This is a genomic window from Vibrio eleionomae (genome assembly GCF_009874545.1).
Classification (GTDB): domain Bacteria; phylum Pseudomonadota; class Gammaproteobacteria; order Enterobacterales; family Vibrionaceae; genus Vibrio; species Vibrio nitrifigilis.
Window position 1 is genome coordinate 107,475 of sequence record NZ_WEKT01000001.1, and the last position, 12,467, is coordinate 119,941.

The window sequence follows — 12,467 nt, forward strand, 5'->3', positions numbered from 1 at the left end:
CCCGACTTACAGTTGAACACCAGAGAAAGACATAAAGCCAATCGCCATCAGACCCGCAGTGATGAACGTAATACCTAGACCACGTAAACCAGGAGGTACATCAGAGTACTTCATTTTCTCACGGATACCTGCAAGAGCAACGATTGCTAACATCCAGCCCACACCTGAACCGAAGCCGTAAACAACCGATTCACCGAAGTTGTAATCACGTTGTACCATGAAAGATACGCCACCAAAGATCGCACAGTTAACTGTGATTAGCGGTAGGAAGATACCTAACGCGTTGTACAAAGGTGGGAAGAAACGGTCCAGAATCATTTCTAGAATCTGTACCAATGCCGCAATAACACCGATGAAAGTAATAAAGTTAAGGAAACTTAGATCAATGCCTTCACCTAATGCACCTGGTTTTAATAGCAGGTTGTACACTAAGTTGTTCACTGGCACAGAGATAGTCAGAACCACTGTTACAGCGATACCTAGACCAAATGATGTCTTAACTTTCTTAGATACGGCAAGGAATGTACACATACCTAAGAAGAAAGACAGCGCCATGTTTTCGATAAAGATCGATCTAACGAGTAGACTAATATAATGTTCCATGACTACCTTACTCCTTCGCTTCTACTTGTTCAGGTTTGAGTGTACGAATCGCCCAAATCAAGAAGCCGATTAGGAAGAAAGCAGATGGAGCTAACAGCATTAGACCGTTTGGCTCGTACCAACCACCATCTTTAACTAAAGGCAACACTTCAAGACCAAAGATTTTGCCTGAACCTAGAAGTTCACGGAAGAAACCAACAACAATCAGAACAAAACCGTAACCTAGACCGTTTGCAATACCATCAATGAATGATGGGATTGGTGCCGATTTCATAGCAAATGCTTCAGCACGGCCCATTACAATACAGTTTGTAATGATAAGACCAACGAATACTGAAAGCTGTTTTGATACATCATAAACAAAAGCTCGCAGCACTTGGTCTACCACGATAACCAAAGAAGCGATAATAGCCATCTGAACGATGATACGTACACTACCTGGAATGTGGTTACGGATTAAAGAAACAAAAAAGTTTGAAAAAGCAGTTACTACCATAACCGCAATAGTCATAACAAATGCTGTTTCTAGTTTAGTCGTCACAGCAAGAGCAGAACACACACCCAGCACCTGAAGTGCGATAGGGTTGTTGTCCAATACAGGCTCTAACAAACTGTTTTTTAGACTTTTCGCACTAGACATTAGTTTATACCTCCGTCACGACGAACGCTCGCTAGGAAAGGACCGTAGCCCATGTCACCTAACCAGAAGTTGAATTGGCGTTGAACACCATTACTTGTCAGTGTTGCACCTGAAAGCGCATCAACACCGTGAGTAGAGCCTTTAGGAGCACCACCTTTCACGATACGAATTGCCGGTTTGCCATTTTCATCAAACAATTTTTTACCAACGAATTGTGCACGCCATTGTGGGTTTTCAACTTCACCACCCAATCCTGGAGTTTCACCTTGTTCGTAGTAAATAATGCCATCTACTGTGTCCGCATCCATTTCAACAGCAACAAATGCATACATCATAGACCATAGACCATTACCGTGAATCGGAAGGATCATACGAGTGAACCCGTTATCGCCTTTCACTAGGTATACAAGGCCGTAGTTAGCACGACGAATGATTTTACCTGGATCTTTATCTGTTGGTAGTTTGATTGACTGCTTAGGATTGTTCGCTGCTGCACGTTGGTTGTACTGAGAAGCAGGAACACCGTCTGCGGTTTTATCTGACAATTTACCAGTATTGAAGTCCAAAACTTTTGGCACGATATATTGAGAGTAAAGTTCTTGAATAGAACCTTTGCTCATATCAACACCTGATACGTCCAAAATTTTGCTTTGTTTATCTAACGCTGCATTCAGTTCCTGCTTATCGCGTAAACCGACTGCCGCTACCGATACGATGATTGAGCACACTAGGCTCAACACGATAACGACTAACAGCGTTTTCTTAATGCTATCGTTATTGCTTGCCATAGCGCGCTAGTCTCCGCTTGATATTTTTTTCTACAACGAAATGGTCGAACAGAGGAGCAAATAGGTTAGAGAATAGAATCGCTAACATCATGCCTTCTGGATATGCAGGGTTTACTACACGAACCAAGACACACATTACCCCGATCAGAATGCCGTATGCCCATTTACCTTTATTAGTAAATGAAGCAGATACAGGGTCTGTCGCCATGAAGAACATACCAAATGCGAAGCCACCTAAAACTAGATGCCAGTGCCAAGGCATGCCGAACATTGGGTTAGTATCAGAACCAATAACATTGAACAGAGTTGATAGTGCGATCATACCGATCATAACACCACCAATGATGCGCCATGATGCAATACCCATGTAAACGATGAATGCTGCACCAATTAGCAATGCTAACGTTGATGTTTCACCGATTGAACCAGGAATATTACCAAGGAAGGCGTCCATCCAAGTGATTGTTTGGCCTGTTGCTGCATTAATTAAGTGAGAACCGGTATGACCTTGAGCCCATTGGCTAAGAGCAGTCGCACCAGAGAAACCATCTGCTGCAGTCCAAACTACGTCACCAGAAATGCTAGCTGGGTAAGCGAAGAATAGGAATGCACGGCCCGCCAACGCAGGGTTAAGGAAGTTACGACCAGTACCGCCGAACACTTCTTTCGCCACAACCACACCAAAGGTAATACCTAGTGCAGCCTGCCATAAAGGCATTGTTGGTGGAACAATCAAAGCAAATAGAATTGAAGTAACAAAGAAACCTTCGTTCACTTCGTGCTTACGTACCATACAGAATAGCACTTCCCAGAAACCACCAACAATAAAGACTGTTAGGTAAATAGGTAGGAAGTAAGTGGCACCCAGCAACATTTTGCTGCCCCAACCAGCATCAGTACCCATGGTGCCACCGATCATTTCGGTGAACCAGTAATGCCAGTTACCGTTAACGATTGCAGTGAATTGCTCACCAGAATACATGTGGTGTAGAGCGGCAATAGCTTGACCACCCGCGTTGTACATACCAAAGAACATCGCAGGGAAAACAGCCAGCCAAACCATGATCATGATACGTTTTAAATCAACGGCATCACGAACGTGCGAGCTTTTATTTGTCACTGTACCAGGAGTGTAAAAAATGGTTGCTGCTGCTTCGTAAAGCGCAAACCACATTTCATACTTACCACCTGGTTCAAAGTGATGCTCGATATCTTCAAGAAACTTTTTAAGGCCCATGAAATTACCCTTCTTTCTCAATCTTATCCAGGCACTCACGAAGTAACGCGCCGTACTCGTATTTACCAGGACATACAAAGGTACACAGTGCTAGGTCTTCTTCATCAAGCTCTAGAGCACCCATGCGCGCTGCGCTATCGGTGTCGCCAGCACATAGATCACGAAGCAACAAAGTTGGCTCCATATCTAACGGCATTACTTTTTCGTAATTGCCGATTGGCACCATTGCACGCTCACTACCACCAGTCGTGGTTGTCATGTTAAACAACTGACCAGAGAATAAGTGGCTAATGAAAGAACGAGTCACTGAGAATTTATTCTTACCAGGCAATGCCCAACCAAGAAACTCTTTATCACGACCTTCACGCAACACAGAAACTTGTAAGTGATAACGGCCAAGGTATGCGTGTGGACCAGAAGCATGAGTACCAGATAGTACTGAACCAGAGATCACTCGAACTTCACCCTGCATGATTTCGTTATCAACGATATCATCAAGGTTTGCACCAATTACGGTACGGATAAGACGAGGATTATTAACCACTGGGCCTGCTAAAGAGATAACACGCTCATTATTAAGCTCACCAGTTAGGAACAACTTACCGAACGTAATCACGTCTTGGTAGTTGATATGCCAAGCAACATTGTCAGCATTCACTGGGAATAAGTGATGCATGTGAGTGCCTGGTAAACCAGCTGGATGCGGGCCGTCAAAAACGTGTTCTTCAACATTTGACTGAGTAGAACGCGGTAAACTTGTACCTTTTTTACAAACGTACACTTTACCTTCGGTAAGGGCAGAAAGCACATCTAGACCAGCAGTAAATGCTTCAGATTGCTCGTTGATAACAACACTAGGCTCTGCCGCTAATGGATTCGTATCCATTGCTGTCACAAAGATTGCTTTCGTGTTTGAATCGATTGCCGGTACCTTGCTAAACGGACGAGTACGTAATGCAGTCCAAAGGCCAGAATCCACCAATTGAGTTTTAACCGCTTCACGGTCAATACCTGCAATTTGGCTGGCTTCAAACTTGTTGAAAGTCACTTGGTCATCACCTGCAACTTCAATCACAACAGATTGAAGTACACGTTTTGCACCACGGTTGATTTCAACGACAGTCCCTGCAGCTGGCGCAGTAAATTTGACTCCTGGGTTCTTTTTATCTTCAAAAAGAACTTGAGCTTTCTTCACTACATCACCTACACGAACATGCATTGTTGGACGCATGCCAACATACTCTTCGCCAAGCAAGGCGACTTTTTTGATGGTTTTACCATCATTAATCACCTGGGCAGGAGTTCCAGAAATAGGAAGGTCCAAACCCTTTTTTATTGTAATCATACGCACTTGCACTACTTTTTTATCGGGAAAAAGATTCTTTGATTGCGCAAATTTGAGGCACACATCACCGCCGACTTGCCTGAAATCGCTATGATATAAAGACAACCACGATTCGAGTACCTCTTTGACACGACATTTGCTGTGTCAGCTTTGACGTTTTATTAAACACCAAAGTCGCAACATCCTTTTAAAAACCCCATCACATTTTTCACATGAGGTTCGTTAGGTGCCATAGTTTAGCATTTTTTCCGAACTCGATGCCATTATGAATCATGATATTAAAGAGTAATTTCATGATTAATCTCAAGGTTAATCGGATTAATTTGTAGCTACCTGACATATTGCACAGTAACAATTATCCACACCATGAATAAGGAGAATGGTAAATATATTTACCATTTCAATTATAAGTATGAATTATGCTTCGTCGATTTGTTTAAATCCTGTTACATTATTGTCCAAAAAACGGCACCTTGCTGCCTTTTCACACTCATAACGAATAATTAATGACCACCACCCATACACAACGGGCTGTCCGGACTGCCAGAAGTACGCTCTTTCCACTCGTCTTGTGTATAAGTATGAATGGCTAGCGCATGAATATGAGTCCCCAGTTCATCTGCCAACGTTTGATTCACCAAACGATGGCGAGCGATGAGTTTGAGCCCTTCAAATTGGCTACTAACCACTACAACTTTAAAATGACTTTCAGAACCTGGCGGAACGTTATGCATGTAACTTTCATTTTCCACACTGAGATAGTCAGGCTGTAGCGCATTGTGTAACTTCGTTTCGATCACTTCTTGAATCATACTGCTTCCTTGTTGCCCTTTCGGTGTCCAACAAATAGGTTATACGGATAATATAGCGACTAAGTTTACCTCTCAAAGCAGAATAATAGAAAGGTTTTGGTTTGCAGTTCAGTTGCCATTTGCGACAATAGTGGTAATGCCTGTTAATCCATTAAAACTATGAATACTGAGCTAACGCTACATCAAAAAACGCTAACGTTGCACCGTTACCCTGTCCGTACTAATGAGATGCTCCAAGCATGGGATGCTGGGGATGAATATTTAATTAATCATATTGAAGAACAAGAAATCACGCCCCAAAAGCATATTCTTATTCTTAATGATCATTTCGGAGCTCTGAGTTGCTGGTTTTCACAACACCATCGTGTCACAGTCATCAGTGATTCGTTCATATCTCATCAAGGAATTAAGCATAATTTAGAACAAAATCATTGCCCCACAGTGACATTACTCACTTCCGTTGATGATATACCTAATGATGTTGATATGGTTCTTATGCAAATTCCTCGAAATAATCGGTTCTTGGGATGGCAGTTAAGCCAATTACGTACTGCCCTTTGCTCTAATGTTCCTTTGATTGCAGTGAACAAAGCAAAAGACATTCATAATTCAACGCTAAAATTGTTTGAACAATGGTTTGGTGCCACAACGACATCTCTTGCATGGAAAAAACATCGTCTCGTATTTAGCCAACCAAACACTAAAAAAACGGCTGAACATCCACCTTATTTAGAGTGGAATATTGAACATGAGTCGATCATGCTAAAAAACTTACCTAATGTTTATTCAGGTGAAAATTTAGATCAGGGTGCTCGGTTTATGTTAGAACATTTACCGGCGGATCCAAACATCCAGCATTTTACTGATTTAGGCTGCGGAAACGGCGTGCTCTCTGTCAAAATGGGGCAACTTAACCCACAAGCGAATATCCGTTGTGTGGATGAGAGCTTTATGGCGGTGGAATCGGCGCGACAAAACTTGCTATCTAACTTGCAGCATGCTCACCAGCGAGATATAGAATGTTTGGCGAACAACTGCTTAGATAATATTGCAGGACAAAGTACTGATATGGTGCTGTGTAACCCTCCATTCCATCAGCAACAGGCTATCACTGATCACATCGCCTGGCAGATGTTTTGTGATGCTAAGCATGTCCTGAAAAAGCAAGGTAAATTACTGGTTATCGGCAACCGACACCTAAGGTACGATATAAAGTTAAGTAGATTATTCGGCAAGTCTAACGTCAAGACTGTCACAGGTAATAAAAAGTTTGTTATCTTAGAAGCTACTAAGTGAAGGCTATAGCATTATCATGCTCAAACAAAGAAAGGAATTAACCATGAAAAAACTGGTTCTCGCGGCGTCTATCGCCTTACTGACCGCTTGTGCTGCTCCTCAGCAAGAACAGGTTAACTTTATGCCAAAAGCGGTATTGAGCCAATCTGACATCGTTAATAACGCATCATTTACTCTAACGAGCAAAGATGTACGCTCTGCTCAATACGTAGCCCTAGTCGATAGCGGTCGTAACCATATTGAACCAGTTCATGCTCGTCAAAATGTTCGTATCGCACTAGAAAATACACTAGCGGAACAGTTTAATTCTCAAGGCTTCAATATCACGGTTAACAGTGAGAATACGCTAACGGTAGATGTAGAACAGGCACTAGTGAATGTAAAACATTCCATTATGGAAAACCAAATGGATGCCAAAGTGGTTATCCAATTAACCGCAGAAACGCCTAAAGGTCGCTTAGTAAAAACGTACACAGGTACAGCGAAACGTACTGCTGCTCTAAGTGCATCGGTTCAAGATATCCAAATGGTGTTAAATGATGTGGTAAACAACGTGTTGAAGGAAATTGCCAACGACTCTGAACTGAAAAATTACATGAAGGAACGTTTCCATGGCTAAATGGTGTTTCGCCCTATTCATGTGTTTTAGTGCCTCAATTTGGGCGGCACCTACCGTAGTTGTTGACACGAGTTTGGGCTCTTTTACCGTAGAGCTCAACCAAGATAAAGCGCCAATTACTGTGAAAAACTTTCTTCGTTATGTCAAAGATGGCAGCTACGAAGGCAGTATTTTCCACCGTATAATTCCAGGCTTTATGGCGCAAGGTGGTGGTTTTGATGCTGATTTAAAACCATTACAAACCTACAAGCCGATAAAAAATGAATCGACCAACGGCCTACGTAATGATACAGCAACCATTGCAATGGCTCGGACTCAAGCACCGGATTCAGCGACTCGACAATTTTTTATCAACTTTGTAAATAACGGCTTTCTAAATGCAAGAGCTGGCCAAGCTGGTTATGCCGTGTTTGGTAAAGTCGTCAAAGGCTTTGATGTGGTAAAAAGTATGGCAAAAGAAGCCACACATAATGTGGGCTATCTGCAGAATGTACCAGAAAAACCGATCATTATTCGTCACATTAGTCTTGTGAAATAAACTCTAAAGCTCCAACAATGCTGTTGGAGCTTTCTCATAGGGAGCCTTCATGTTCTCCAATTCACCTCTCTCTTGGCGACAAACCTATCAAAGTTACCGTGACATTCGTTTAATTTGGGTCTTCTTACTCGGTTGCTCAAGCGGTTTCCCTTGGGTACTTATCGGCTCGAGCATGTCCGGATGGTTAAAAGATGCAGGGCTAAGTCTTGCCGCAATCGGATATTTTGGCAGTGTTTTTGGTGTTTATGCCATTAACTTTCTTTGGGCTCCATTAGTTGACCGTGTAAAACTTCCTTTGCTTGGCAATAAACTTGGACAACGACGCAGCTGGATTTTTCTGTGTCAATTCATTATCTGCATTACTACCGTATTTTTAGCTGGGATGCATCCGGCAACAAATTTGTGGCTAACGTCATTATTGGCATTAATTATCGCAACCTCTTCTGCAACTCAAGATATTGCCATTGATGCTTTTCGTATCGATAGTTTTTCTAAATCAGAAGCCGATAAGATGCCTCAAGCCTCAGCGATGTCAGTTATTGGCTGGTGGACTGGCTATTCTCTACCCGGCTATCTCGCCTTCATCAATGCTGATAGCCAAGGTTGGAACACAGTATTTTATGGTATGGCTGCCATTGTGGTTCTGCTGATGTTCTTTACATTATGTGTTGGAGAACCTAAAACACATCGTGATGAATTACAGCATTTAGCCGAAGAGCGCTACAACAAAGTATTTAATAATGGAACGGTACAAACGTGGCTGACAGTGACGATTGTTGAGCCATTTTTAGATTTCTTCCGCCGGAATGGAGTACGCGTTGCGATTACCCTACTATTGTTTGTCTTTTTATTTAAAATCGGCGAAGCATTCTTGGGTCGAATGTCTATCGCGTTTTATAAAGAAATAGGCTTTAGCAACGAGCAAATTGGCTACTATTCAAAACTCATCGGTTGGGGAGCCACTACGGTTTTCACTTTGCTTGGTAGTGTCATTAATGTTCGATTTGGTATCATAAAAGGGCTAATGATAGGTGGAATAGCGATGTCTGCCAGTAACCTGATGTTTGCTTGGATTGCTCAAGTTGGACCAAATGAACACCTGTTCTTGGCTACAGTGATTACCGACAACTTCACAACCGCTTTTTCAACAGTGGCATTTGTTTCTTTCCTTACCTTACTGACAGGTCAAGCGTTCTCTGCAACCCAATATGCTCTGCTTGCTTCACTCGGTAATTTTAGTCGTACTACGCTCTCATCATTTAGTGGTCAGTTTGCGGAATACTTAAATAACTGGTCGCTGTTTTTTGTCTTCACAGCAATCATGGTCATTCCAAGCTTAATCATGCTTTACACACTTCGGCACTACTTCGATAATTTACTCGAACAAGCCAAACATAGGCAAGATTAAGGCACAAACAACGAAAGGAGGCTTTGCCTCCTTTCGCTATGATGAATGGCGTCAAAGTGGGTTAAGGATAAAGCCCCTTACCAAAACGGTTGAACAATCGCGCAACCCCTTGAGTAAATAGCATGGTATCAGTCAATACAGTAAGACACAGGCAATCTTGATCAGTTGAGGTTTGCGGCGAGTGTTTGATTGACGCATCTCTTTGCATAAAATCCCCTGCTTCATAATGCCCGTCTTCATCACTAAATCCACCATGTAAAACAAGGGTAGATTCTATGCCACGGTGCGTATGCTGCGGGACCGACACACCGGGTTTCATATACATTAAATTGAGCCTAACGTCCTCATCACTGTCGAGCGCTAAACTGAGTACTCGCCCGCCATAACTGCGCCAATCCTTCATGTTTTTAACAAAAGGCTGCAGTACCCTAGGAACTCGGATAACTTGACCTTCTATATTCACAAATGAAGCCTTACGAGCCGCTTGTCCACTAAGCCTATTTTGATGTGCTTGAGGAAGAGCAACAATATTTTCAAACATCGCGTCAAACTCAGGCTCCCAGCCTATCATTTCTGACGATTGTTCTGATGATAATTGATCACCCAAAACCTGCTCGAACTGGCGAACTGTCGCTCGACAATGGGGACAAAACTCAAGGTGAGCAGATACCGCTATACCATGCAGATAATCAATGCTTCCATCGGCGTATGCTGCCAACAAATTGGATTCAGGATGATGACTCATAAATGCTCCGCATCAATAGAAATTCGTAATTTTTCAACGGCGAGTCGCAAGCGAGACTTTACCGTACCTAAGGGAATGTTATACATGTCAGCAACTTGTTGATGAGGGAGCTCGTCTAAATAAATTGCCCTAACCACCTTTTGCTGCGCATCGGGTAACTGGTCCAAAAACTTAATTACCTGCTCTTTCAACATCTCATGCTCTGGCGCATAATGCTCAACCAAATCTGGCGGACAAAAATCGGCTGGCCAAATATCATCAGCAAGTAGATATCCGTCTTTGCCTTTCTGCCGCCGAAGCGTGTCAAAGCAAAGATTACGAGCAATAGTAAATATCCATGTTGATAATCCACTTTTTTCACCATTAAAAAGGTGTGATTTTTGCCAAACCACCGCAAGCGTTTCTTGCACCAACTCTAAAGACGCTTGCTCGTTACCAATATGCTTAAAAACAAATTGTTTAAGGCGAGGTGAGAAATAACTGAATATCAGAGCAAAAGCATGTTTGTCACGCTGTTTGACTTTTTCCATACAGTCGGTCCAATCAGCACGTTCAAACTTACTTGCAGTTAAAAGCAATATTTCAGACTGTCGCATCGGCTTACTTTCCATCGTCCACCAGCACCTAAGTTATGCTCACTAACCTTTCTACGTATCTCACATGTATTCGATCACTCAAGATTAAGAGTGATCGAAAAATTCTTTTGCGTTGACGAGATAAGAGATAGCTGTTTCACAATTTGAATGTTGCGAAAGCTGATCGAATTGCTCATTAGTCAGCGGCATAAGTTCAAGCCAACGCTGGGCAACCCAACTTGCATCATCGTAAAAACAGTGTGTATACAGATCGCCCAGCTGCGGAAATTGCTCGTATACTTTTTGCAAACGCTGTGCGAGAAACATTTCATCATCTTCCATTTCACGAACAGACCAAGTAGGCAACCACTCCACTTTTGCTTTTCTCAGTCCATCAAACTCGGAACGCACTGAATGAATGCAAAATCGCTTGACTCCAACAACGGTTATACCGAGCAAGCCATCAGATAATGTTTCAAAATCAACTATTTTGACCCAGGTTCCATAACTGGAAAGTGGGTTTGCAGGTTGGTTACCACTACTATCGAACAAACAAAGCCCAAAACCAGAATCCGCTTTCGAACATTCAGCAACCATACGTCGATATCTAGGCTCAAATATTCTTAGCTTCATCTTTCCTTCTGGCATCACGATAGAACCCAGTGGGAACAACATTATCTCTTCCACGAACCGCTCCTTGCGCAAGTTAATTCGTACTTTGTACGAACCACTTTTTTTCTCGATCACTTTAAAAGATAGCAAACGTTTAGCCGTTACGAACCTCGCCAAACAAACGATTAAGATCACATAAAAAATGCAATAATATGAAAATAAAATAAAGTTCCGTAGGTATTTTTATTAATGTGATAATAGTCACTATTTTTCATTGGATTTACATTATTTACTTCTTTTAATTGAGATATTTATCGCTATTATCGCCTTAAATGGAAGCTCGCAGTTGTTATAGAACTTCTGAATCAAAAAAAGCAAACGTAGAGAATCACAGAAATGCGCAAATTACTTTTAGCTCTTGGGCTAGCTCTAACTGTAGCGACACCAGCAATGGCAGCAGACTACAGTGATGGCAATACACATAAAAATGATTATAAGTGGATGCAGTTCAACTTAATGTATGTACTTAATGAAAAACCAGGAAACACTGACCACGAATACTTTGAAATGGAGTTCGGCGGTCGTTCTGGAATTTTCGATCTTTACGGTTACCTAGACGTGTTTAACCTAGCTGACAAAGATAGCAACGACAAAGCTGGCAGCGACAAAATGTTTGCTAAATTTGCGCCTCGTATGTCTCTTGACGGTCTATTCAACACTGACCTATCTGTTGGTCCAATCAAAGAATGGTACATCGCTGATTACACAACCATTGACGGTGGTGATACATCTAGCAGCGGTTACGCGACTAAAAATGGTATCGGTACTGACGTAATGGTTCCTTGGTTTGGTAAAGTGCAGTTTAACCTTTACAAAACGTACAACATCAAGAAAAACGAATGGAACGGTTACCAGTTCTCTACTGTTTGGTTTAAACCTTTTGTTAACTTCGAAAACGGTTCATTCATTGCTTACCAAGGCTACCTAGACTACGAATTTGATCTACAAGAAAAAGCAGGTGCAACGTCTAAGCACGGTCTAGCTTGGTTTAACGGCATCTACTGGCATAATGACCGTTTTGCAGCAGGTTATGGTCTAAAAGTATTTGATGACGTTTACGGCATCAAAGATACTTCATCTTTCAGTTCTTCAGGCGTTAGTCACTACTTCGACGTAACTTACAAATTCTAATCTGCTTTGATTTAAGAATGTACAAAAATGGCGCGTTTATACGCGCCATTTTTATATC

At 42.1% G+C, this 12,467-nt stretch carries 14 protein-coding genes; 5 read left to right on the forward strand and 9 right to left on the reverse strand.

The window, feature by feature from the left end; translation table 11 throughout:
- Positions 1 to 6: 6 nt before the first annotated feature.
- The 6 genes from nqrE to F9817_RS00600 form a co-directional block, all read right to left on the reverse strand.
- Positions 7 to 603 carry an NADH:ubiquinone reductase (Na(+)-transporting) subunit E gene (nqrE, locus tag F9817_RS00575; RefSeq protein WP_161153013.1) on the reverse strand — a complete coding sequence of 199 codons (597 nt, stop codon included), beginning with the start codon at positions 601 to 603 and terminating at the stop codon, positions 7 to 9.
- A 7-nt stretch (positions 604 to 610) separates the two neighbouring features.
- Positions 611 to 1,243, reverse strand: coding sequence for an NADH:ubiquinone reductase (Na(+)-transporting) subunit D (locus F9817_RS00580; protein ID WP_161153014.1), 633 nt, complete (start codon positions 1,241 to 1,243; stop codon positions 611 to 613).
- A complete protein-coding gene (locus F9817_RS00585; protein ID WP_161153015.1) occupies positions 1,243 to 2,031 on the reverse strand; it encodes a Na(+)-translocating NADH-quinone reductase subunit C in 789 nt (262 codons plus the stop codon). Before F9817_RS00585 ends, F9817_RS00580 begins: the two co-directional genes overlap by 1 nt.
- On the reverse strand, positions 2,018 to 3,268 hold the full coding sequence (locus tag F9817_RS00590) for an NADH:ubiquinone reductase (Na(+)-transporting) subunit B (protein WP_161153016.1): 1,251 nt from the start codon (positions 3,266 to 3,268) through the stop codon (positions 2,018 to 2,020). The genes F9817_RS00585 and F9817_RS00590 overlap by 14 nt, the downstream gene beginning before the upstream one ends.
- A gap of 4 nt (positions 3,269 to 3,272) precedes the next feature.
- Positions 3,273 to 4,613: a Na(+)-translocating NADH-quinone reductase subunit A gene (locus F9817_RS00595; protein WP_161153017.1), complete on the reverse strand. Its 1,341-nt coding sequence runs from the start codon at positions 4,611 to 4,613 to the stop codon at positions 3,273 to 3,275.
- Between the two features lie 503 nt (positions 4,614 to 5,116).
- Positions 5,117 to 5,425: a BolA family protein gene (locus F9817_RS00600; RefSeq protein WP_161153018.1), complete on the reverse strand. Its 309-nt coding sequence runs from the start codon at positions 5,423 to 5,425 to the stop codon at positions 5,117 to 5,119.
- Positions 5,426 to 5,584: 159 nt separating this feature from the next.
- Here F9817_RS00600 and F9817_RS00605 point away from each other — a divergent pair, with 159 nt between their 5' ends.
- Genes F9817_RS00605 through F9817_RS00620 form a run of 4 tightly spaced genes read left to right on the forward strand, consistent with a single transcriptional unit; the run spans position 5,585 to position 9,286 of the window.
- The gene (locus F9817_RS00605; RefSeq protein WP_161153019.1) at positions 5,585 to 6,721 is read left to right on the forward strand and encodes a methyltransferase; all 1,137 of its coding nucleotides are present in this window, start codon (positions 5,585 to 5,587) and stop codon (positions 6,719 to 6,721) included.
- A gap of 43 nt (positions 6,722 to 6,764) precedes the next feature.
- Positions 6,765 to 7,340 (forward strand): YajG family lipoprotein, encoded by a 576-nt coding sequence (locus F9817_RS00610; protein WP_161153020.1) that lies wholly within the window; start codon positions 6,765 to 6,767, stop codon positions 7,338 to 7,340.
- Positions 7,333 to 7,878: a peptidylprolyl isomerase gene (locus F9817_RS00615; protein ID WP_161153021.1), complete on the forward strand. Its 546-nt coding sequence runs from the start codon at positions 7,333 to 7,335 to the stop codon at positions 7,876 to 7,878. Before F9817_RS00610 ends, F9817_RS00615 begins: the two co-directional genes overlap by 8 nt.
- A 49-nt stretch (positions 7,879 to 7,927) precedes the next feature.
- On the forward strand, positions 7,928 to 9,286 hold the full coding sequence (locus F9817_RS00620; protein ID WP_161153022.1) for an AmpG family muropeptide MFS transporter: 1,359 nt from the start codon (positions 7,928 to 7,930) through the stop codon (positions 9,284 to 9,286).
- 61 nt (positions 9,287 to 9,347) lie between these two features.
- On the opposite strand, the gene F9817_RS00625 is transcribed toward F9817_RS00620, so the two are convergent.
- The 3 genes from F9817_RS00625 to F9817_RS00635 all read right to left on the reverse strand — a co-directional run bounded on the left by F9817_RS00625 (position 9,348) and on the right by F9817_RS00635 (position 11,293).
- Positions 9,348 to 10,031, reverse strand: coding sequence for a ChrR family anti-sigma-E factor (locus tag F9817_RS00625; protein ID WP_161153023.1), 684 nt, complete (start codon positions 10,029 to 10,031; stop codon positions 9,348 to 9,350).
- Positions 10,028 to 10,627 carry a sigma-70 family RNA polymerase sigma factor gene (locus tag F9817_RS00630; RefSeq protein WP_196122508.1) on the reverse strand — a complete coding sequence of 200 codons (600 nt, stop codon included), beginning with the start codon at positions 10,625 to 10,627 and terminating at the stop codon, positions 10,028 to 10,030. Before F9817_RS00630 ends, F9817_RS00625 begins: the two co-directional genes overlap by 4 nt.
- Before the next feature lie 84 nt (positions 10,628 to 10,711).
- Entirely contained in the window at positions 10,712 to 11,293 is a 582-nt protein-coding gene (locus F9817_RS00635) for an LON peptidase substrate-binding domain-containing protein (protein WP_345789708.1), read from the reverse strand.
- A 321-nt stretch (positions 11,294 to 11,614) separates the two neighbouring features.
- Between F9817_RS00635 and F9817_RS00640 the strand changes: the two genes are divergently transcribed.
- A complete protein-coding gene (locus F9817_RS00640; RefSeq protein WP_161153024.1) occupies positions 11,615 to 12,409 on the forward strand; it encodes a nucleoside-specific channel-forming Tsx family protein in 795 nt (264 codons plus the stop codon).
- Positions 12,410 to 12,467 lie beyond the last annotated feature (58 nt).